This is a genomic window from Tidjanibacter massiliensis, assembly GCF_900104605.1.
GTDB lineage: Bacteria > Bacteroidota > Bacteroidia > Bacteroidales > Rikenellaceae > Tidjanibacter > Tidjanibacter inops.
This window is the reverse complement of record NZ_LT629960.1, coordinates 1,381,832-1,403,075: the sequence shown is the minus strand read 5'-3', so window position 1 is coordinate 1,403,075 and position 21,244 is coordinate 1,381,832. Positions and strand designations below refer to the sequence as shown.

General features: G+C 58.2%; 16 protein-coding genes. 9 read left to right on the top strand and 7 right to left on the bottom strand.

Annotated elements, in window-relative coordinates:
- Positions 1-72: 72 nt before the first annotated feature.
- From BQ5361_RS06905 to BQ5361_RS06895, 3 genes are all read right to left on the bottom strand, one after another.
- Positions 73-285: a hypothetical protein gene (locus BQ5361_RS06905; protein ID WP_022064007.1), complete on the bottom strand. Its 213-nt coding sequence runs from the start codon at positions 283-285 to the stop codon at positions 73-75.
- Between the two features lie 146 nt (positions 286-431).
- A complete protein-coding gene (locus tag BQ5361_RS06900; RefSeq protein ID WP_035472180.1) occupies positions 432-2,309 on the bottom strand; it encodes a DNA topoisomerase IV subunit B in 1,878 nt (625 codons plus the stop codon).
- Positions 2,310-2,315: 6 nt separating this feature from the next.
- Positions 2,316-3,074, bottom strand: coding sequence for a lysophospholipid acyltransferase family protein (locus BQ5361_RS06895; protein ID WP_052130985.1), 759 nt, complete (start codon positions 3,072-3,074; stop codon positions 2,316-2,318).
- Between the two features lie 227 nt (positions 3,075-3,301).
- Here BQ5361_RS06895 and fabD point away from each other — a divergent pair, with 227 nt between their 5' ends.
- Positions 3,302-4,189 carry an ACP S-malonyltransferase gene (gene fabD / locus BQ5361_RS06890; RefSeq protein ID WP_022064010.1) on the top strand — a complete coding sequence of 296 codons (888 nt, stop codon included), beginning with the start codon at positions 3,302-3,304 and terminating at the stop codon, positions 4,187-4,189.
- A 219-nt stretch (positions 4,190-4,408) separates the two neighbouring features.
- On the opposite strand, the gene BQ5361_RS06885 is transcribed toward fabD, so the two are convergent.
- Together BQ5361_RS06885 and ruvA are read right to left on the bottom strand one after the other, a co-directional pair.
- Positions 4,409-4,990, bottom strand: a complete 582-nt coding sequence (locus tag BQ5361_RS06885; RefSeq protein ID WP_035472183.1) for a hypothetical protein — start codon at positions 4,988-4,990, stop codon at positions 4,409-4,411.
- A gap of 26 nt (positions 4,991-5,016) precedes the next feature.
- Positions 5,017-5,613, bottom strand: coding sequence for a Holliday junction branch migration protein RuvA (gene ruvA / locus BQ5361_RS06880; RefSeq protein WP_035472186.1), 597 nt, complete (start codon positions 5,611-5,613; stop codon positions 5,017-5,019).
- A gap of 92 nt (positions 5,614-5,705) precedes the next feature.
- On the opposite strand from ruvA, the gene BQ5361_RS06875 reads away from it, so the two are divergent.
- The 5 genes from BQ5361_RS06875 (at position 5,706) to BQ5361_RS06855 (ending at position 9,361) form a co-directional block, all read left to right on the top strand.
- Positions 5,706-6,317, top strand: coding sequence for an OmpH/Skp family outer membrane protein (locus BQ5361_RS06875; RefSeq protein WP_035472189.1), 612 nt, complete (start codon positions 5,706-5,708; stop codon positions 6,315-6,317).
- A 361-nt stretch (positions 6,318-6,678) separates the two neighbouring features.
- A complete protein-coding gene (locus BQ5361_RS10405; RefSeq protein WP_022064014.1) occupies positions 6,679-7,221 on the top strand; it encodes a hypothetical protein in 543 nt (180 codons plus the stop codon).
- Complete coding sequence (gene coaE / locus BQ5361_RS06865; protein WP_035472192.1) at positions 7,218-7,820, top strand: dephospho-CoA kinase; 603 nt, start codon at positions 7,218-7,220, stop codon at positions 7,818-7,820. Before BQ5361_RS10405 ends, coaE begins: the two co-directional genes overlap by 4 nt.
- A gap of 43 nt (positions 7,821-7,863) precedes the next feature.
- The gene (folP, locus tag BQ5361_RS06860; RefSeq protein WP_257526197.1) at positions 7,864-8,706 is read left to right on the top strand and encodes a dihydropteroate synthase; all 843 of its coding nucleotides are present in this window, start codon (positions 7,864-7,866) and stop codon (positions 8,704-8,706) included.
- A 1-nt stretch (position 8,707) separates the two neighbouring features.
- Positions 8,708-9,361 (top strand): ABC transporter ATP-binding protein, encoded by a 654-nt coding sequence (locus BQ5361_RS06855; RefSeq protein WP_022064017.1) that lies wholly within the window; start codon positions 8,708-8,710, stop codon positions 9,359-9,361.
- 1,769 nt (positions 9,362-11,130) lie between these two features.
- Here the strand turns inward: BQ5361_RS06855 and BQ5361_RS06845 are convergent.
- Together BQ5361_RS06845 and BQ5361_RS06840 are read right to left on the bottom strand one after the other, a co-directional pair.
- Positions 11,131-13,245, bottom strand: coding sequence for a M3 family metallopeptidase (locus BQ5361_RS06845; RefSeq protein WP_022064019.1), 2,115 nt, complete (start codon positions 13,243-13,245; stop codon positions 11,131-11,133).
- Positions 13,246-13,332: 87 nt separating this feature from the next.
- A complete protein-coding gene (locus BQ5361_RS06840; RefSeq protein WP_035472195.1) occupies positions 13,333-16,221 on the bottom strand; it encodes a putative LPS assembly protein LptD in 2,889 nt (962 codons plus the stop codon).
- Positions 16,222-16,437: 216 nt separating this feature from the next.
- Between BQ5361_RS06840 and BQ5361_RS06835 the strand changes: the two genes are divergently transcribed.
- The 3 genes from BQ5361_RS06835 to BQ5361_RS06825 all read left to right on the top strand — a co-directional run bounded on the left by BQ5361_RS06835 (position 16,438) and on the right by BQ5361_RS06825 (position 21,233).
- Complete coding sequence (locus BQ5361_RS06835; protein ID WP_257587953.1) at positions 16,438-17,586, top strand: N-acetylmuramoyl-L-alanine amidase; 1,149 nt, start codon at positions 16,438-16,440, stop codon at positions 17,584-17,586.
- A 73-nt stretch (positions 17,587-17,659) separates the two neighbouring features.
- Positions 17,660-18,589, top strand: coding sequence for an MlaD family protein (locus tag BQ5361_RS06830; RefSeq protein WP_022064022.1), 930 nt, complete (start codon positions 17,660-17,662; stop codon positions 18,587-18,589).
- A gap of 151 nt (positions 18,590-18,740) precedes the next feature.
- Complete coding sequence (locus BQ5361_RS06825; RefSeq protein ID WP_035472381.1) at positions 18,741-21,233, top strand: endonuclease MutS2; 2,493 nt, start codon at positions 18,741-18,743, stop codon at positions 21,231-21,233.
- Positions 21,234-21,244: the final 11 nt, after the last annotated feature.

Sequence of the window (21,244 nt, the reverse complement as noted above, 5' to 3'; positions counted from 1 at the left end):
GTATCTTGGTTGGCCTGCGGCAGCCGGACCGCCGCAGGCTTTCGTTATGTTTCCGCGGGCGAAGGAGGGATGTTATCGCTTCCGGGAGATGTCCGGGGAGCCCGTCTTGTTGGGATTCTCCATGTCGGAGAGCCCGTTCTCGTCCCGGCGGAAATCCTCCGTCGCCTCTTTTGTCCCGTCCAGCGGCCCTGTTTCGTTCATCAGGCGTTCCGTATCCGCCTTTTCCGCTACACATTCGTTGGGGAAGTCGCCTTTGTACTTCCTGTCCAGTTCTTTTCCGTTCATAACCGTGGTTTTTAAAGTTGTCCGTAAGTCGCGGCATCGGTGCCGCTCTTCGCAATAACAAGTAAAAACCGTGCCGGAAAAGGTTCGCCGGCATTTTTTTCGCAATTCGGCTGCCGGCAGCCCTCTCTTTCCGCCCTTCGTGCGGATTATATCAGCTCGTCGATGTAGTCGGCCTCTATGCGCAGGTTGTTGATGATGAACTCCTGCCGGTCCGAGGTGTTCTTGCCCATGTAGAACTCGAGCATGTCGTGTATCGGGTCCTCTTTCGTCAGCCGCACCTGTTCCAGCCGCATGTTCTCGCCGATGAACTCCTTGAATTCGTCGGCGGATATTTCGCCGAGTCCCTTAAATCGCGTGATTTCGGGGTTCGGGCCGAGCCGGTTCACCGCCCGCTGCCGCTCCTCTTCGTTGTAGCAGTAGATTGTCTCCTTCTTGTTGCGCACCCGGAACAGCGGGGTTTGCAGCACGAAAAGGTGGTTGTTGCGTATCACGTCCGGAAAGAACTGCAGGAAAAAGGTCATGATGAGCATCCGGATGTGCATGCCGTCCACGTCGGCATCGGTGGCGATGATGACCTTGTTGTATCGCAGGTTGCCGATGTCCTCCTCGATGTTGAGCGCCGCCTGGAGCAGGTTGAACTCCTCGTTCTCGTAGACCACCCGCTTGGTCAGTCCGAAGCTGTTGAGGGGCTTGCCGCGGAGCGAGAAGACCGCCTGCGTCTGTACGTCACGGCTGGCGGTGATGGAACCGCTCGCCGAGTTGCCTTCCGTAATGAAAATCATGGTGTCGAACCGGCGGTCGTTCTTTTCGTCGCTCAGGTGTATCTTGCAGTCGCGCAGTTTCTTGTTGTTGAGGCTCACCTTCTTGGCCATTTCGCGCGCCTTCTTCTGGACGCCCGATATGGCCTTGCGTTCCTTCTCGTTGGAGGCCACCTTCTTGCCCAGCGCATCGGCCGTCTCGGGGTGCATGTGCAGGTAGTCGTCCAGCCGCTCCTTGACGAAATCCATGATGAAATTGCGCACCGATGGGCCTCCCTCGGCCACGTCCTTCGAGCCGAACTTGGTCTTGGGCTGGTTCTCGAACATGGGATTTTCGACCTTGATGCTGAGCGCCGCGATGATGGAGGTGCGCACGTCGGCCGGGTCGTAGTCTTTCTTGTAGAACTCCTTGACGGTTTTCGCCACCGCCTCCCGGAAAGCCGCCTGGTGAGTGCCTCCCAGTGTGGTGTACTGGCCGTTCACGAACGAGTAGTAGGTTTCGCCGTAGCCGCTGCCGTGGGTGATGACTACCTCGATGTCCTCGCCCGTCAGGTGGATGGGCGGGTAGAGCGGCTCCTCGGAAAGGTTGTCGTTGAGCAGGTCGAGCAGACCGTTCTTCGAAAGAAAGGCCTTGCCGTTGAACTTCACCGTCAGCCCCGGATTGAGATAGGTATAGCGGCGGAACATGGGTTCCACGAACTCGTAGTTGTAGGCGTAGTTGCCGAATATCTTTTCGTCGTCGTCGGGGACGAAGCTCACCCACAGACCGTTTTTTTCCTGCACCCCCTCCTCCCAGCGGTCCGAGAGCTCGTAGCCGCGCGAGAAGCTGACCGTGCGGGCCTGGCCGTCGCGCACGCTGCGGACGGTGAATTCGCTGGAGAGGGCGTTCACCGCCTTTACGCCGACGCCGTTCAGTCCGACCGACTTGCGGAACGTGGTGCTGTCCTCGAACTTGCCGCCGGTGTTCATCTTCGATACCGCATCGGCGAGTTTGTTGAGCGGTATGCCGCGTCCGTAATCGCGGATGGTGACGCGGCGTCCCTCGATGGTCACCTCGATGGTTTTGCCGTGCCCCATCATGTATTCGTCGATGGAGTTGTCCATCACCTCCTTGATGAGCACGTACATGCCGTCGTCGGACTGGCTGCCGTCGCCGAAGCGGCCCACGTACATGCCCGGTCGCTGCCGGATGTGTTCGTTCCATGCCAGCGTCTGGATGCTGTCGTCGTTGTAAGTCGATGCGTTGGTATTCCGGTTCTCTGCCATGAATGGTTATCGCTCCTTTTCGGTTTTCTTCTCCCGGCCGCGGATGGCGGCCAGTTCGCTGACGGTCCGTTCCCGTACTTCGGCGAGTACCTCCCGGACGGGGGTCTCCGCCACCTTTCCGGCGGGTACGGGCGGGGTGATGCGCACGGTGAAGGTGTTGCACCGTACCCGCCATCCCTTGATGAACGTTTTGGCTCCGTCGATGACACACGGCAGGATGGGAACTCCCGCCTCCCGCGCGAGCAGGAAAGCACCCTCCTTGAAGTTGTGCACCTCCCCGTCGCGGCTGCGCGAGCCCTCCGGGAAGATGATGACCGAGGTGCCGCGGTGCAGGTGTTCGAGTCCTTTGGACATGAATCCGAGCGTCTTGCGTACCGAGCCCCTGTCGTCCACCGTGATGTCGCCGTGCAGCCACAGCACCACCCCGAACAGCGGCCATTTGTAGACGCCGCTTTTGGCCACCCATTTAAAGTTAATCTTCGGCAGCACGTACATCAGCGGGATGTCCACCATGGATTGGTGATTGACCGTCACCACGTAGGCGCCTTTCGGGTCGATGTGTTCCCTTCCTTCCACGCGGAGCCGCCAGAGCGGGTTCAGGAAGAAAATGCTCCGTGCCCAGAAACGCGACGCCGCATGGAGCGCCTTCCGTTCCCGGTCGAACGCCACGGTGAGCGCGAAAAGCAGGAGCATGAAGACGAAGTAGGCGAGCGACCACGCCAGCAGGACGAGGTAGTATAGGATGGATACGATGGCTGTCAGCATGTTGCGAAGGTTTGGCCTCCTGTCGGGGAAGAATACATGTAAATTATGGAATCAGCTTGCAATTTTAGCAAAAATTCGCCTCAATTCCTAATCGTCTTCTTTTTGTTTTTGTTAAGATGCTGTTATGCTGTTTGTTGCCCGGCAGCAGCGGACGATGTGCAGCGGTATGGATTATTTTGACTATTTTTGTCCCGTAACGCTGTTATCAATCTAACACACAATATGCAATGAAAAAGGCATTCGTTTTCCCCGGACAGGGGGCCCAGTTCGTGGGCATGGGTAAAGACCTTTACGACAACATTCCCGAGGCGAAGGAGCTGTTCGAGCGAGCCAACGAGATACTCGGTTTCCGCATTACGGACATCATGTTCGCCGGTACGGACGAGGAGCTGAAACAGACGCGGGTGACGCAGCCGGCCATTTTCCTCCATTCGGTCATTCTGGCCAAGAGCCTCGGTGCGGCGTTCGTGCCCGACATGGCTGCGGGACATTCGCTCGGCGAATTCAGTGCGCTGGTGGCTACCGGTGCGCTCAGCTTCGAGGAGGGGCTGAAGCTGGTCTCCAAACGTGCGCTCGCCATGCAGCGTGCCTGTGAAATCAATCCTTCGACCATGGCTGCCGTGCTTGCCCTGCCCGACGAGACGGTAGAGCGGATATGCGCAGAAACCGAGGGCGTGGTGGTGCCGGCCAACTACAACTGCCCCGGCCAGCTCGTCATATCGGGTTCCAACGAGAGTGTGGAGCGGGCGTGCGAGGCGCTCAAGGCCGCGGGTGCGAAACGGGCGATGAAACTCGCCGTGGGCGGTGCGTTCCATTCGCCGCTCATGGAGCCGGCCCGCGAGGAGCTCAGCCGTGCCATCGAGGAGGCGGTTATCGTGGCTCCGTCCTGTCCCGTTTACCAGAATGTGGATGCGCTGCCGCATACCGACCCGGCTGAAATCAAGGCGAACCTCATCGCACAGCTCACCGCGCCGGTGCGCTGGACGCAAATCGTGCGCAACATGGTGGCCGACGGTGCCGCTTCTTTCACCGAACTCGGTCCCGGCAAGGTACTTCAGGGCCTTGTGGGTAAGATAGCCCCCGGGGTGGAGGTCACCTCGATACAGGCGCTGTAACGGGTTCCGGCGAGGCCGGTAGGGTCCGATGACCCGCGAAGGTGCGTCGCCGGAGCGGTTGTCCCCGTTTTCGCGGACGTTCCCGAATCGCCCTGGCCCGGAAGAACTTGAAAAGGAAGGCGGCACCCCATACAGGGGTGCCGCCTTTTATCGTCCGCTTCGGTGCCGGGCCGGAACTCCGTTACGTATCCGGTACCGTCGGATGCGGCGAGTGCCGGGTTATTTGTCGTCCGGGCGGTAGAGGTTCGCTTCGACGTATTGGCGGAGCGTACCCTTTTCCTGCATCTTTTTGAGTCGTTCGAGTTTTCCGTTCCGTCCCAGCAGGTCGCGGTTCCGGTCGTAAAACGCTATCGAATATTCGATGGCCCGCGTGGCCCCTGCGGTCCGGTCTTCGTCCGACAGACCGCGCGGAGAGAGCGTCATTTTGCCGAGCGTGCCGTTTTCGCTTTTCAGTTCGAGTAATCCGGCTGCATACCCGCCTGTATAAACGGTCATCTGTTCCTCGAAGTATTTGGCGTCGTCGAGGAACGCGGTGAGTGTCGGGTCGAGGCTTATCCGGATACTCGGTGTCTCTCGAAGCCAGGTGTCGATGAATTTGCCGATTGTCCGGCGGTCGAAACTGTCGGCTTCGAGAGGGGTTTCCGTCAGCCATTCGACGCACTCCAAAACGTTTGGCTCGTAATGGTAATAGGCTTCCGGGGCGGTTTGCAGGAAGTTTTGCGGGATGAGCGGCTCCTGCGCGTGCAGGGAGGCGGGGACGATGACGACGAGCGTTGCTGCGATGAGTCCTTTCATGTTCATGGTCTGTCGTTTTGAAGTCCGTTCGGTTACAGTTTCTTGAGTGCGAGGCGTATGACCTCCTCCACCCCTGCGGAGGGGGTCTCCTTCAGGATGGATTGTACGGCTTTTTCGGAAGCCGCCTTGCCGAATCCCAGCATCGTGAGAGCCGCTGTCGCTTCGGTGCGGGTTTCGTCCGTTCCGGCTGCGGTGGTCTGCGCGGGCGAGCCCGTTCCGGTACTGCCCAGTCCGGTCGCCTTGTCTTTCAGCTCGACGATGATTTTCTGGGCCGTTTTCAGACCGAGCCCCTTGACGTTCTTGAGCAGTACGGCGTTTTCGGTTGCCAGAATGTTGGCCAGCTCCGCCGGAGAGTAGGTGGAGAGTATCATGCGAGCTGTGTTTCCCCCGACACCCGAGACGCTGACCAGCAGCCGGAAAACCTCGCGTTCCTCGCGTGTGGCGAAGCCGTACAGCGTCTGTGCGTCTTCGCGTACCGCGAAATGGGTATATACGCGGGCTGAGGAGAGATGTTCCAGTTCGGCATAGGTTTGAAGCGAAATGACGAGGTAGTAGCCCACGCCTCCCGCCTCGACGACGGCGTAGGCAGGCGTCAGCTCCGTGACTTCGCCCTGTATGTAGTCGTACATGGTTCCTGACGATTTTGTGGATTGCGTAATGCAAACATAGAGAAAATTCATATATTTGCTCTCCGTAACGAACGAAAATAAAACCATACGCGATGAGAAAAATAGTTGTGGCGGCAGCGGTGCTGCTGGCTTTTACCGCTTGCCGGAACGGCGGGCAGCAGGCTCCTGCGGCGACCGGTCAGGAACCGGAGGCGGCAGCGGCGGTCGAAGTACGGAGCGAAAGACCCAATGTGGCTTATATCCAGATAGATTCGCTGATGCTGGATTATCTGCTTGCCCAGGATTTGAGCAATGCCTTCCAGGCCAAGGCCAACAAGGCCGAACGCGAGCTTAACGCCAAATCCCAGCAGTTGGAGAAGGATATGCTGGAGGCGCAGGACAAGATACAGAAGGGGCTCGTTACGCGGGCTACCGCCGAGGAGATGCAGCAGAAACTGATGCAACAGCAACAGGAACTGCTGGCTACGCGCGACCGGATGATGGGCGAACTCGCCGAAGAGGAGCAGGTGATGAACAACCGGATATACTATGCGGTCATGGATTATCTGAAGGAGTACAATGCAGATTACAAATACTCCATGATAATCAGTACGACCGCGTCGGGGCCCATTCTCCATGCCGACCCCGCAATGGATATCACCGAAGAGGTGCTCGTCGTGCTGAACGAACGTTATGCCGCCGAGAAAGCGGCCGGAAAGAAGTAGTTTGCACGCGGAGGGAAAACGATAGGCGAGGCTGCGGGTGACCGCGGCCTCGCTGTATTTCGGGAGAGCGGTCTGTTCACGGAGACTGGCAGCTCCGTCCTGTCGGACGGCCGGGAGCGGTGCAGGGCGTTTTCCGGAGCGGATTGCCGGGCCGTGCTGCCCCGGAGAGCCTTTCCTGCGGAAGATGCGGGACGCAGGGTGTTTCGGTATGAATAAAATGGTGCGGAGGAGGGCGTTTATTCCGGTCTTCTTACTATTTTTGTATCTGGCAAAGCGGCGTTTCGGAGAGTCGCATGCCTTTCCTGCCGGAAGCATTCCCTTGGGGATGCGGGCAGACTGCGGTTTTAAACGGTTTCGGACAATGGCAGAAAACGGCATACAGCCCGGCGCACCGGCGCCGGAGAAGCATTCGGGCGGCGACAGACCGCTCGGAGAGCAGGAGGGGATACCCGCCGTGTTGAGGGAGAGTTTCACGGAGCGTATGCGTCCGTGGTGGGCGCGTTTCACGGCGTGGGTGAAACGGATATGGGCGCCCGTGTGGAAACGGCTCCGCAAGTTCATCTCCGTGCCTTTCCTCGTCATGCTCCTGCTGTCGTTCACGCTGTGGTATGCCATCAAACTGGGCTATACCTATCAGGCGGAGATACCCGTCCTGGTCAATGTGGACGGCCACGTGTTTGAAGTGAACTGCATGGTCGAGGGGCAGGGAACGCGTCTGTTCACCAAACGGCACTCCAAAGGGAAGCCGTTGGAACTCAGTTGGAGCGATTTGGACGTATCGCCGTCGGCCATCAATCCGGGGTGGGTGGTCATATCGCCCTATTCCCTGCAGAATGCCATCTCGGCACGCAATACGGATATCAAGTTCCTTTCCGTCGGGCCGATTCCCGAGATAGAGTTATGACGCGCCGTGTTCCGCTCAAGGTCGGTGTGACGGGGGGAATAGGCAGCGGGAAGAGTACCGTCTGCCGTCTGTTCGCCATGCTGGGTGTCCCGGTTTACGATTCGGATGCCGGGGCGAAGCGGCTCATGTCGTCCGACCCGGCGCTCATCGCCGCTATCCGGGAGCGGTTCGGGGCGGCGAGTTACCGCGACGGCGTATTGGACAGGCGATACCTTGCTTCGCAGGTGTTCAGCAGCCCGGTGGCCCTGGCGGCCCTGAACGGGGTGGTGCATCCTGCCGTGCGGAGTGATTTCCGTCGTTGGGCGGGGGAGCTCGGTGCGGAATATGTCGTGGCAGAGAGTGCCGTGCTTTTTGAGAGCGGGATGGACCGGGAGGTGGACGAGATAGTGACCGTTTCCGCTCCGGAAAGGCTGCGTCTGGAACGTGCCGTCGGCCGCGACCGGAGTTCGGAGGAAGAGGTTCGCGCCCGCATGAGGAGTCAGATGAACGATGCGGAGCGGGAAGCGCTCGCCGGGCATGTTATCTTCAATGACGAAAAGCATCTGCTGTGGGAGCAGGTATTGCGGCTCGATGCCCGGTTTGGTGTCGGCCGGCGGTAAACGGCCTGTATGGAAAGGTAGATTGGTTTATACAGCAATCATGATGAAAACGATAAGAGTAGGGAGCCGGCTGCTCGACCTGCAGCGGCCTGTGGTGATGGCCATTATCAATGTGACGCCGGATTCGTTTTTCGCCGGCAGCCGGACACCTGAGGTCCGGGCTGTCAGGGAACGTGTCCACAAGGCCGTTGCCGAGGGCGCTTCGATAATCGACGTGGGCGGTTATTCGTCGCGGTCGGGGGCGGCCGACGTACCGCCTGCGGAGGAGCTGCGCAGGGTGTCGCTCGCCGTGGAGGTCATCCGCAACGAGCATCCGGAGATGGCGGTCTCGGTCGATACTTTCCGGGCGAGTGTGGCGGAAGGGGTGATTTCCCGTTTCGGACCGTGTATCGTGAACGACATATCCGCCGGTGAGCTCGATGCGGACATCATGGGGGTCGCTGCCCGCTACGGTGTACCCTACATCGCCATGCACATGCGGGGCACGCCCGCCGACATGCAGGGGCGTACCGTTTACGGCGACATAACCCGGGAGGTCGTGGAGTATCTGGCCGGGAGGCTGGAAGCGGCCCGCCGGGCAGGCATACGCGATGTGGTGCTCGACCCCGGTTTCGGTTTCGCCAAAACGACCGCCCAGAATTACGAACTGCTTGCCGGAATGGGCGGAATTGCGGAACTCGGTTGTCCCGTACTTGCCGGTGTCTCCCGCAAGTCTATGATTTATAAGGTGCTCGGCGTGACGCCCGACGATTCACTGAATGGTACGACGGCGCTCAACTGGGAGTGCCTCCGGCAGGGGGCCGACATATTGCGGGTACACGATGTTGCTCCGGCCGCAGAGGCTGTGCGGCTCTTTAATTTCTACAGGGAACATGGACGGATATAGGATGATAGAGGCTGCCGACGTGCATAAAAGTTACGGCTCGCTGGAGGTGCTGAAAGGGGTTTCGCTGACCGTATGCCGGGGCGAGGTGGTGTGTATTGTCGGGGCGAGCGGTGCGGGCAAGACTACGCTGCTCCAGATACTCGGTACGCTCAGTGCGGCCGACAGCGGTCGTATACGCATAGACGGTATTCCGGTCGAAAGGCTCTCCGACCGGGAACTCTCCGATTTTCGCAACCGCCGGATAGGATTCGTCTTTCAGTTCCACCACCTGCTTCCCGAGTTTACCGCTTTCGAGAATGTCTGCATGCCGGGTTATATAGGGCGTCGCGACCGGGTGGAGGTGGAGAAGCAGGCACGGGAACTTCTCCTGATGCTCGGGCTTGGAAGTCGGGGGCACCACAAACCTGCCGAACTCTCCGGAGGGGAGCAGCAGCGGGTGGCCATCGCGCGGGCATTGGTGAACTCGCCTTCCGTACTGTTGGCCGATGAGCCTTCGGGCAACCTCGATTCGAAAAACCGCGAGGAGATTCACCGGCTCTTTTTCGAGCTGCGCGACCGGCTGGGACAGACGGTCGTTATCGTGACGCACGACGACGGCTTGGCGGAGATGAGCGACCGCAAAATAGTGATGAGCGACGGCCTTATCATCGCCTGAGACGATGTGCCCGGGCGGATGGGGATGAGTGTGGCCTCCGTGTCCGGTTGGTTTCTTCTCTGTTAGCGCTCATGATTTCTCAGTGTCGGCTAATTATCGTTTGACGATGGGGGCCTGCGTAGTTTTTTCGATACCAGAATGTGCTGGCTATTGTGGCCGTTCGTCCTCTTTGTGTCACCGTTGATGGCTTTTGCTCGGCATCGGTATTTTCTGTCGTTTTTGGGTGGTGTTTCTGTCGGAGTTTTTTCGATATCAAGAGGTGCAGGGGGGGCGTCTTTTTCTGTCACCGTTAACGACTTCTCAGTATCGGCGTCTGTTTTGACAGTAGATTTGTCTCCAAACGTGTTCTTGTATCTGTTTGTATTGTCGGAGACGTTCGATATGACAGAAGCTTGCGGTAACTAAACTTACACTCTTGCAGGATGACTTAAGACATATATCCTTCCGAAAAGCAGGAGATTTCTTTGTACCGTTCGGAATATATTGTCTGCTTTCGGAGCGAAATCTCGTTTGTCCCCCTACTGTTTTCACACCGCACACCTTTCCTCCGCCCGTATTGGCAAATTTATTTCAATTCTACATCAAACCACAACACCTTGCAGAACTACCACAACGCCTACGGCGTTGTTTCTTATTTCAATTCTACATCAAACCACAACCCAAGCGGGGGGCTACTCGGGCGGGCGAAGGTTGTTTCTTATTTCAATTCTACATCAAACCACAACTGGACGCTAACGGTAATCCGACAGACCAGCGTTGTTTCTTATTTCAATTCTACATCAAACCACAACTTCCCTTTACTTTTCCCATCATCCAATCCTGTTGTTTCTTATTTCAATTCTACATCAAACCACAACCTCGGATATGCGATTTGTTGATTGTCATTCGGTTATGTGGCCGAATGAACGGTACGAACGGCGCATGACAGGCCGGGGAAGCCGGAATGATGCAGGTTTTGTATTTCAAAGATACTTTTCGTTAAAGGTTGAATGTACGAGCCGTGCAAGGAACCGATACATGTTTGCGAAATAGTTCGACTCAGACAAATATAAGATTATATGTCTTAAAAACCAAAGCGGTTGTCGGCGATAGCCCGGCTCGCAGTTGTTGCAGTTCGGTCAAAACAAATATACGGAAATAATCGAGAAACCAAAAGCGGCCGCTGGATTATTCGGTGGACGACAGGTCATGCGGGGCCGGCGGTCGGGCCGGCGAATACCGTCGTCTTTCGGAAGGGGAGATACCGGAGTCGGTTTCTTCGGTGTCTCTGTCTGCCGCCGTACCGTTTGTTATTGGGAACATGGAAACGTCCCGTTCGGCAGGGTATCTGTTTTCACAGATTAGGGGTGTTGCCCGCGCTTTTGCGGGGAGTAGCGGGGTACCTGGGGGAGAGGCTGTGTCTAGACTGTGTGTCGAAACGGATGACTTTGAAGACCGGAGTCGGATGAAACGCTTCGGCGGGCAGGTGGCAATCGGTTTGTCCGATGGCAATGTGCAAGGTGTTTCGGGAGGGTGCCGGCGTTTTTCGCATCCGGATACCCGGCTGTTTCCGCGGCAAGAGGAACCGGCGGATATCGTACCTGAGGAAATGGCGGTCATTTCGTTCGGCAGCCAGCTCCATGCGCGCCGTCCAGGTGTCGTCCGATTTCCGACGGAGACAGGGAGACCGGCTGTCCGATGGCCGTTGTGCGTGTGGCAGGGGGCGATAATATCGAAGGGCCTGCTGCAAGCAGGCCCTTCGATATGTCGTGCGGCAGTGCCGGTTATGGTTATTCCAATATTTTGTCGATAAGTGCTTTCGTTTCGGGCTTGTGGCCGCGGAACCTGACGTAGAGTGTCATCGGGTGTTCGCTGCCGCCTTTGGAGAGGATGTTCTCGCGGAACGAGCCGGCGACGTCGCGGTTGAAGATGCCCTGCTCCTCGAAGAGAGAGAAGGCGTCGGCTTCGAGTACCTCGGCCCATTTGTAGCCATAGTAGCCTGCCGCATAACCGCCGCCGAAGATGTGAGAGAAGGCAGGCGACATGGCCGTACCGCTGATGTAGGGCGTTATCTGGGCCGGTGCGGTGGCCGTGCGTTCGAACTCCTCCACACTGACCGTGACGGGCTCCGTAACGGTGTGCCATGCCATGTCGTTCATGGCGAAGCCGAGCTGCCGCACGTTGGCGTATGCGGCCAGGTAGTTTTTGGAGGCTACTATCTTGTCGATGAGTTCCTGCGGCATCTTTTCACCGCTTTTGTAGTGCACGGCGAACAGGTCGAGGAACTCTTTCTGCGTCGCCCAGTTCTCCATTATCTGCGAGGGCAGTTCGACGAAGTCCTGGTACACGGACGTCCCCGTGAGGGATGCGTATTTTCCTTCCGCGAAGAGGCCGTGGAGACAGTGGCCGAATTCGTGTAGGAAAGTTTCGAACTCGTCGAAGGTCAGCAGCGACGGTGTCGAGGAGGTGGGTTTGGTGAAGTTGCCGCAGAGCGTCACAATCGGGCGTACTTCGGTTCCGTCGGCTTCGGTGTACATCGGCCGGTAGTTGGTCATCCATGCGCCGCCGCGTTTGGTGGCACGCGGGAAGAAATCCATGTAGATGATGCCCGTAAAGCTTCCGTCGGCCTCGTGTACTTCGTAAGCCACCACATCGGGGTGATAGACGGGAATCTCCTTGTTGGGGACGAAGGTGATGCCGTAGAGTTTCTCGGCAAGGGAGAAGATGCCCTGTTTCACGCTTTCGAGTTCGAGGTAGGGTTTTATCTCCTCGTTGCTGACGGCATAGCGGTCGTTCTTGTACTTCTCGCTGACGTAGCTCCAGTCCCACGGCATGAGTTCGAATCCGGCCCCGTAAAGGCCGCTTGCGACGGCATAGCGCTGGAGTTCGGCAACCTCTTCGAGCGCCCGTCCCTTCGTGGCGGTCAGCAGTTCGTCGATGAAGGCATCCACCGTCGCCTCGTTGCCGGCCATCTTCTCTTCCAGCACGTAGGCGGCGTAGTTCGGATAGCCGAAGAGTCCGGCCAGTTCGAGGCGCAGTTCGGCGATGCGTTTGGCAATGTCGCGGTTGTCATTTTCGCCGATGCCGCGGGTGTTGTACGCTCTCCAGAGCTTCTCCTTCAGTTCCCGGTCGCTGGAGTAGGTCATGAAGGGACCGTAGCTCGCCATCTGCAGCGTTACGGTCCATCCCTCCTCGCCGCGTGCGGCCGCTTCGTCGGCCATGCTTTCCCGGACGAAATCGGGCAGTTCGGCTACTTTGGCGGAGTCTGCTGCCGGGATGTTGAGCGTAAAGGCGTTGGTAGCAGCCAGTACGTTCTGTTCGAATTTCAGTGACAGGGTCGCGAGCTCGTTCGTAATGGCGCGGTAGCGTTCCTTGCCTGCTTCATCGAGTCCCGCTCCGCCGCGGACGAAACTTTTGTAGGTTCTGTCGAGCAGCATGGAGTCCTGGATGTCGAGCCCGTAGTCGGCCCGGTTGTCGTACACGGTCTTCACTCGCTGGAAGATGACCGGGTCGAGATAGATGTCGTTGGAGTACTCCACCAGCTTGGGTTGCAGCCGTTCGGCTATCGCATCCATTTCATCGGAAGTTTCGGCGCTCTGGAGGGCGAAAAAGATGGTGGCGACGGAGTTGAGACGGTTTCCGCTGCGTTCCAGTGCGACGATGGTGTTGTCGAACGTGGGAGGTTCGGGATTTCGGGCTATCGCCTCGATGTCGGCCCGTGCTTCGGCCAGGGCTACGTCGAAGGCGGGTTCGTAATGTTCCGTTTTGATTTTGTCGAATTGCGGTGCGCCGTAGGGCGTTGCCGGCGTCGTCAGGAGCGGGTTCTCTTCCGAGGAGCCGCCCTGCTGACATGCTGTCGCAGCCAATGTCATGATGGTGAGTGGGATGATGATTGTTTTTTTCATTGGTATTGTTGAATGGTTTCTTTCGTGTCCGGGCGGACTCCCTTCCTCGGGGGGCGGGAGCACGTGTATGCGTTCGGTCTGCCTTTCCTATTCGCCCCAGTCGATGTTGTCGAGATAGGAGCTGTGCTTGTCGTATTTGAGGTCCTGCAGGGCGGCGGCCTTCACGCTGATGTTGAACTGCCAGCTTTTACGTGCCCCGGTCGGTACCCACGAAAAACTCATCTGCCAGCAGTGCAGGTCGCGCGTGAGGGTGAAGACGCCGGTGGTCAGCTTGCCTGTTTCGAAGTCGAAGCCTCCCGTGAGCGTAATGCCCCATTTGGGCGTCAGGTTCACGCTTCCGCTGTAACTCAAGGTCTGTACGATGTTCTTCCGGGCGAGCTGGTTGGAGTAGCTGATGCTGTAATTGAACGTCAGGTTCCACGGGATGGAGAAGTCGTAGTAGGTGGCGCTCATCATCTGCCGCCTCAGCAGCGGGTCTATCGGGTTGTCCGGGTCGAAGTAGAAGGGGTTGAGCAGGTCGGCCTGCGTATTGATGCTGTTGTTGATGGCCGGCTGGCCCGTCTGGTTGGACTGGCCGGAATTGAACGTGTAGCCTATCGAGGTGGAGGCGTTCGTGATGCGCCCGAGGCCCTTGCCGTTGGCTATCATGAGTTTGTTGATTCGGGTGAGCTGTCCGTTCGCACCGATGCCGATATCGTACGGGTCGAGTGTGGCCGAGATGTTGATACCGAAGTTCTTGAGGCCCGGAATGGTCATGCGCAGACTGAGCGGGATGGTGGAGAGCTTCATGGAGTCGGCCAGAAAGTTGTAGGAGCCGCTGAAGGAGAAGTTGTCGATAATCTTCACCTTCTTCATGCCGGAGGTATCCCGCTTGCTCGCCACCTTGGCTTCGAGCGTCTGGGCGACGCTGAAGGTGAGGGAGGCGGCATGGCTGCTGCGGCTCGGCACGCTGTAGGCGTTGCCCGAATAGGGGGAGTAGTAGTCTATCTTGCCGTCTTCGGAGGTCTGGTAGGGTTCCCAATAACCGTATGTGGGAGAGCCGAAATTCGGTGTATAACGGAAGCCTATCGTCGGCGTTATCGTGTGACGGAGCATCTTCAGCGGGAACTTCTCGTACCGCGTGAAATCGTAGGTCCCGTACACCTTGGTGTTGGCCGACACGTTGAAGTTGTAGTCATTCAGATGGTGGAATCCGTAGGTCGTGTCCCTGCGCAGGTGATTTTCCGCGTCGGGGTCGTAGGCTTGGGTCACCTCTCTGAAGAGCCATACGGCATTGTAGTTGAAGCTCGGCGATACGTTGATGTAGTTGAACAGGTTGAACGACGTCGATACGGGAATCTTGTGCTGGATGCCGTTCACCATCTTGTCGAAGATGTCGGGCGAAAGCAGTTCGTCCTCTTTCGCCTTGACCGAGTTGGTGAGGCTACCGGTATAGGAGACCGAAATCTTCTCGTACCACCGTTGTTTGCCTACGGCATTTTTTCGCCGGAAGGGAAAGACCTTCGACATGTTGAACGTAGCGCTCGGCAGGGTGAGCTGTATGGTGGAGTCGCGGGAGTTTACCGAGGCGCGCATACTGATTTGCAGGGAGAAGGGGGTACCCGCCCAGCTCTTGCCGTAGGAGATGGACGATTCGGTGGTGGTGCTGACGTAGTCGTTCAGCGATGTGGAGGCGTACTGCCGGAAGCCGCTGGTGGCGAAGTTCACCGAGGCGGAAAAGGTCGAGCCGGGATTGAACTTGGGGTCCTGCTGGTGGGTCCACTGCAACTGGAAACTCGGCGAGTTCACGTAGTTGGCATCGCCCGGTTCGCCGATGACGGTCTTGGCGTAACGGCCGGATATCCGGCCGCTGTATTTGTATCGCTGTACGTATCGGCTCTCGGCGGAGAGCTCCCACGAACCGTAAGTGTAGATGCTGCCCAGCAGCGTCAGGTCCATGTGTTCACTCGCTGCCCAATAGTAACCGCCGTCGCGCAGGAAGAATCCGCGGGTGGTCTCCTCGCCGTAGCTCGGGATGATGATACCGGAACTGCGCCCCTGCGTGAGGGGGAAAAAGCCTTCGGGAACGGCAATGGGCAGCGGTACGTCCTCCATGACGAGGTAGGCCGGACCGATGATGACTTTCTTCTGCGGGATGACCTTCGCCTTGGTGAGACCGAGGTAGAAGTGCGGATGGTCGGTCTGGTCGCAGGTCGTATATTTGCCGGAGCTGATGTTGATGGAGTTGTCCGGCATCTTCTTCACGTCGTCGCCCAGCAGAAAGCCTTCGCCCTCCTGCGTTGCCACGCCCTTGATTTTCGCCTTGCCCGATTTGAAGTTGTAGAGGATGGTGTCCATCGTAAACGTGGAGCCACCCTCCACGAATACGGGCCGTGTCCTGTTGCCGAGGGTGTCGCTGACGCCGGTGGCATACATCTGTTTGGTATCCAGTTCTACGCGCATGAAATCGGCCTGCATGTTCATGTTGCCGTAAGTCACGTCGCCGCTGTTATAGATGTAAACGAGTTTCTCTTTCGGACGGTACACGAGCGAGTCCTTGTTCTTGCCGCTTATCACGTCGTCGAGAAAATTGTTGACCCGTACCGAGTCGTGCCGGGCCGTGTCCTGCGGTCCGCGCTCTTCGGGCGGGATGTAGTCCGGGAAGAGGACCATGGAGTCGAGGGCGGTGTAGTTCTCCGGCAACGGCTGTTGGCGTACCGTCCCGAGCTGGCGGAGAGTTTGCGGTGCAGTCGGCCGTACCGAATCCCTCTCCGTTTCGGTATCCTGCCCTGCCGGCGGCACCGGAGAGGAGGCATCGCCCTGCGGCGGAAGCGCTGCGGGGGAGGGGATGGAGTCGGGAAGCGAATCGCGGAGGGTTCCGAGGATGCCGAAACGCGGCGCATGCGAACCGCTGCGCAGTCCTGCACCGAACACCATCTGTATTGCCAGCGACGCGGCCAGCAGCGCGGCGGCATATTTTAACGCTCGTTTGACCAAATTCCGTTAAAAATGGTTAACTTTGCCGACAAAGTCGGCAAAAACGCCACGGGAACCCTTCCGGGGCGGGTTTTTCGCCAACAAAAATAGGTAAAAAAAAGCAGTTTATCGCATCCGCAGCCAATAAAGTGCGGAGGGATTACGGCAGCAAAAAATACGGAAAGCATGAAGGTTACGCCCCGCAATTTTCTACTCATAACGGCAGCCTCCCTCTTTATGTTGTGTACCTGTTGGGAATCGGGTGCACAAAACGCGCAGCCCGCCGAGAGGGGAAAGGTGTGCAAGGTGGTGCTCGACCCGGGGCATGGGGGAAAGGACCCCGGATGCGTGTACAGAAACTATTACGAGAAGGATGTGACCCTCGGCATAGCCAAGAAGCTGGGAGAGCTTATTCGGAAAAACTATCCGGACGTGGAGGTTATCTATACGCGTTCCACCGATAAGTATGTGGAACTTGCCGAGAGGGGAAAAATCGCCAACCGGGCCAATGCCGACCTCTTCATCTCCATCCATATCAATGCGGCGACGAATCAGAATGCGCGGGGAACCTCCACCCATGTCATGGGTATGGACAAGGACGGCAAGAACCTGGAGGTGGCTATGCGCGAGAACGACATCATCATCTACGAGGACGACTATACGACCAAGTACGAGGGGTACAATCCGGGCGACCCGGCGAGTTATATCATGTTCTCCCTGATGCAGTACGCCTACAAGGACCAGAGCATGATGTTCGCCGAAATCATCCAGAAACATTTCAAGGCCGACTTGCCCATGCCCGACCGGGGGACGACCCAGGAGCCTTTCCTCGTGCTCTGGCGTACCTCCATGCCCAGCGTGCTGACCGAGGTGGGTTTCCTTTCCAATCAGACCGACCGCAGCTATGTCACTTCCGGCAAGGGGCAGAGCGAGGCGGCGCGGGCGTTGTTCAACGCCTTCAGCGAATATAAGAGCAAGGTGGAGGGCCGGGCCAATGTCGTCATGCTGCGCGAGGCCGAGACGGAGCCCGTCCGGAAAGGGAGCGGCAGGACTCCGGCACCGGAGTTGCAGGAAAAGGAGGAACCGGACACCCGTCTCGTCGGGCAGGAACCTTACGACGGTGTACTTTATTATGTGCAGATAGGGTTTCTTGGAAGTAGAAAACCGCTGAATGACAGGGTATTCAAATCGTACCGTAACCGGGTGACGGAGAAGCGAGAGCCCGGACGCGGATACCGTTACCTCGTGGGCGGGGTGCGGGATTACGATGCCATCGTGAAGATACAGTCCGAGGCCCGGAAGGAGTTTCCCGACGCTTTCGTCGTGGCCTATGAGGGCGATAAACGGATAGATGTAAAGACCGCACGGCGTAAAACGGGACAATAGGAGGATGTCGCCCCGTACGTTCAGGTGACGGAGAGGGCGCCCGTCGGGCGTGTGTTTAAATAAGTTTACGGTTATGAAGATGAGAAAAGAGGTTAAGATAGGAATATTCACGGTAGCCATACTCGCGTTGCTCTATTGGGGGATAAACTTTCTGAAGGGGAGGGATTTGTTCAACCGGAACATGACGTACTACGCCTATTACGACAATGTGAGCGGCATTCAGATGTCCTCGCCCATCATCGTGCAGGGCATTCGTGTCGGTGCGGTCACGGGCATCAAATTCCGTCCCGACCTGAACAATACCGTGGAGGTGAAGTTCGACGTGAAGTCGGCTTACCGCGTACCGGACAATTCGGTCGTCCGCCTCTTTACCAACGGTATCATGGGGGGAAAGGCCCTCGAAATCGAGTTGGGCGATTCGCCCAATGCGCTTCCCGACGGTGCGACCATACGGTCGGAGAGCGAAACGAGCTTTCTGGAGCTGGCCGGTTCCGAGCTCGACTACTTCAAACAGAAGCTCGACCAGCTCATCAGTTCCCTCGACCTTACGCTGACGAGCCTTAACTCGATACTCGTCGATAACAGCGGTTCGATAGCGGGTACGCTCGAAGGTCTGCGCAGGGGAGCAGAGGCTTTCGGCGCCAAGGGCGAGGAGATAAGGAGCATCATCGACGACATCAACGAGGTCACGGGAGCGTTGGCGGCCAATTCGGAACGGATTGACAATACCATGGCCAATATCGAAAACGTCAGCGGAGCGCTTGCCGAAGCCGACCTGTCGCAGACGGTCGCCAAACTGAACGGTGCGATAGACGAATTGACCGCTACCCTGGCGGCGGTCAATTCTACGGAGGGCAGCATCGGTCTGCTGATGAACGACCGGGCGCTGTACGATTCGCTCGCCGAGGCGAGCGCAAACCTCTCCTCGCTGCTCGAAGACCTTCAGAACAATCCGAAACGTTACGTGCATTTCTCCCTGTTCGGGGGCGGCAAGAACAAATAGCGCCGCCTGTCGGGGCCGTGGAACTGCGCCGTTCCCCGTTCCTTTCCGGACGGGGTGCGGTGGGAGTGTACGCCGTGTCTGCGGCGAGGTGTTGCACTGCGGGTCTGTCGTCGTTCGGGCGGCCGTGGATAGAAGATAATGGATGATAAATATGGTATATCCGTCAGATTACGAGAACAAAACCGGTTTCGACCGCATAAGGGCCCAGGTGCGCGGCAAATGCACGACCGATGGCGGTCGTGCCCTGCTCGACGGCGAAGGGTTTTCGGCGTCGGCCGGAGAGATAGCGCACCGGCTGTCGCTTTGCAGCGAACTGCAGGAGATATTGATGCTGGAGTCGGGGTTTCCGCTGCAGGAGTACACCGACATAGGTCCTGTCGCCCGGAAAATAGAGGTGGCAGGCACCTTTCTGGATATCGAGGATATGATAGCCCTGCGGGCGGGACTCGGTGCGGTGAACGAAATAACGGCATTCCTCGCGGCGAAAGAGGAGGGGCGCTATCCGGTACTGCGCGGTCTTGCGCAGGGGGTCGAAAGCTTTCCGGAGATAACCGGTCATATCGATACCATCCTCGACCGTTACGGCAAGATAAAGGACAGCGCTTCGCCGGAACTGTACACCATCCGCCGTACCATCCGTGACCGGGAGGGGCAGGTGTCGAAGCGGTTGCAGGCCATTCTTTCCAAGGCGCAAAAGGACGGCTATGCCGATGCCGATGCCGCCGTATCGATACGCGACGGTCGGGCCGTCATTCCTGTGTCGGCAGCCAACAAACGGAAAATCAACGGTTTCATACACGATGAATCGGCCACGGGCAAGACCTTTTATATCGAACCGGTAGAGATAGTCGAGATTAACAACGAACTGAAGGAGCTGGAGTATGCCGAACGCCGCGAAGTGGTGCGGATACTGACGGCTTTTACCGACCGTATCCGGCCCGATGCGCCGGGTATCGCCCGGGCCGGGGAGTACCTCGCCTGCATGGACATGATACGTGCGAAGGCCCGCTGGGCTGCGGAGAACGAATGCGTGAAGCCGGTTCTTTCAGAAGAGGGAACGCTGTGGCTGCGCTCGGCACGCCATCCGCTGCTGCGGCAGACGCTGGCGCGCGAGGGGAAACAGGTGGTACCCCTCGACCTGAAGCTCGACCGCGGACGCCGCATGCTCGTCATTTCGGGTCCTAATGCCGGAGGCAAGTCGGTATGTCTCAAGACCGTGGGGTTGCTGCAATACATGTTCCAGTGCGGTTTTCCGGTGCCTGTACTCGAAAATTCCGAATTTCCGGTATTCGACGGCATATTCATCGACATCGGTGACGAACAGTCCATCGACAACGACCTGAGTACCTACTCTTCGCATCTGCTCAACATGAAGCATATGCTGGCCGGGGCAGGTTCCGGGTCGCTCGTCCTTATCGACGAATTCGGTTCGGGTACGGAGCCGGTGATAGGCGGGGCGATAGCCGAAGCGATTCTCGAACGTTTCGTGGAGACGGGAACCTATGGTGTCATCACCACCCACTACTCCAATATCAAGTATTTCGCCGGCAGCCATGAAGGGGTGGAAAACGGAGCGATGATGTTCGATGTACAGAACATCCGTCCGCTGTTCCGTCTGCAGATGGGAGAGCCGGGAAGTTCGTTCGCCGTGGAGATAGCCCGCAAGATAGGGCTGCCGGCGCAGATAATCGATGCGGCTTCCCGAAAGGCCGGCAGCGACCACATCAATCTGGAAAAGCAGTTGCGCGACATTGCCCGCGACCGGCGCTACTGGGAACAGAAACGCGACCGGATACGCATCACGGACCGAAAGGTGGAGGAACTGGAACAGACCTATGCACGTCAGCTTGCCGATATCAAGCAGGAGCGGAACCGTATCCTGCATGAAGCCCGGGAGGAGGCCCGTGCCCTCGTTGCCGAGGCCAACAAGCAGATTGAGAATACTATCCGTGTGATAAGGGAATCCCAGGCGGAGAAGGAGATGACGCGCTTCGCCCGCCGTGAGCTCGACGAGTTCCGGGAGCGGGAGGTCGAGGAACGTGCGGTGACACCGGAGGAACAGGCTCGCATAGACCGCGAAATGGAGAAGGTGGAACGTCGCCAGCAACAGCGCCGCGAACGCAAGGCCCGGCAGGGTGAGGTGACCCGGGAGCCGGCTGCGGAACCGGAGACGCTCGAAGTAAAAGTGGGCGGGAAGGTGCGCATCAAGGGCCAGGAGGGTGCCGGCGAGGTGACGGAAATCAAGGGGAAAAAGGCGACGGTGGCTTTCGGACAGTTATTGACTACGGTGGCGCTCGACCGGTTGGAGGCCATCTCCAATTCGGAGTATAAGCGGCAGGTGAGGCCGGAGCGGGCACGTACGGTGGTCAGTGTGGATATCGCGTCGCGCCGCCTCAATTTCAAGGACAACATCGACGTGCGGGGTATGCGTGCCGCCGAGGCGCTCGAACGGGTGGAGGATTTCATCGACGATGCCCTGATGGTGGGGGTGGCGGAGGTGAGCATCCTGCACGGCAAGGGTACCGGGGCGCTCAAGGAGGAGATACGGCGTTATCTGCGCAGCGTGAGCGAGGTGGCTTCCGCTACGGACGACCATGCCGACCGCGGAGGCGCGGGTATTACGGTGGTGCGGTTCCGGCAGTAGTCCCCGTGCGG

What these genes read in the sequence shown, in the direction of transcription:
- folP (WP_257526197.1), top strand. Translation starts at nt 7,864, where the DNA reads ATGAAAACGATAAGAGTAGGGAGCCGGCTGCTCGACCTGCAGCGGCCT.
- fabD (WP_022064010.1), top strand. Translation starts at nt 3,302, where the DNA reads ATGAAAAAGGCATTCGTTTTCCCCGGACAGGGGGCCCAGTTCGTGGGC.
- BQ5361_RS06900 (WP_035472180.1), bottom strand. Translation starts at nt 2,309, where the DNA reads ATGGCAGAGAACCGGAATACCAACGCATCGACTTACAACGACGACAGC.
- coaE (WP_035472192.1), top strand. Translation starts at nt 7,218, where the DNA reads ATGACGCGCCGTGTTCCGCTCAAGGTCGGTGTGACGGGGGGAATAGGC.
- BQ5361_RS06825 (WP_035472381.1), top strand. Translation starts at nt 18,741, where the DNA reads ATGGTATATCCGTCAGATTACGAGAACAAAACCGGTTTCGACCGCATA.
- BQ5361_RS06895 (WP_052130985.1), bottom strand. Translation starts at nt 3,074, where the DNA reads ATGCTGACAGCCATCGTATCCATCCTATACTACCTCGTCCTGCTGGCG.
- BQ5361_RS06855 (WP_022064017.1), top strand. Translation starts at nt 8,708, where the DNA reads ATGATAGAGGCTGCCGACGTGCATAAAAGTTACGGCTCGCTGGAGGTG.
- BQ5361_RS06830 (WP_022064022.1), top strand. Translation starts at nt 17,660, where the DNA reads ATGAAGATGAGAAAAGAGGTTAAGATAGGAATATTCACGGTAGCCATA.
- ruvA (WP_035472186.1), bottom strand. Translation starts at nt 5,613, where the DNA reads ATGTACGACTACATACAGGGCGAAGTCACGGAGCTGACGCCTGCCTAC.
- BQ5361_RS06885 (WP_035472183.1), bottom strand. Translation starts at nt 4,990, where the DNA reads ATGAACATGAAAGGACTCATCGCAGCAACGCTCGTCGTCATCGTCCCC.
- BQ5361_RS06905 (WP_022064007.1), bottom strand. Translation starts at nt 285, where the DNA reads ATGAACGGAAAAGAACTGGACAGGAAGTACAAAGGCGACTTCCCCAAC.
- BQ5361_RS06835 (WP_257587953.1), top strand. Translation starts at nt 16,438, where the DNA reads ATGTTGTGTACCTGTTGGGAATCGGGTGCACAAAACGCGCAGCCCGCC.
- BQ5361_RS10405 (WP_022064014.1), top strand. Translation starts at nt 6,679, where the DNA reads ATGGCAGAAAACGGCATACAGCCCGGCGCACCGGCGCCGGAGAAGCAT.
- BQ5361_RS06845 (WP_022064019.1), bottom strand. Translation starts at nt 13,245, where the DNA reads ATGAAAAAAACAATCATCATCCCACTCACCATCATGACATTGGCTGCG.
- BQ5361_RS06875 (WP_035472189.1), top strand. Translation starts at nt 5,706, where the DNA reads ATGAGAAAAATAGTTGTGGCGGCAGCGGTGCTGCTGGCTTTTACCGCT.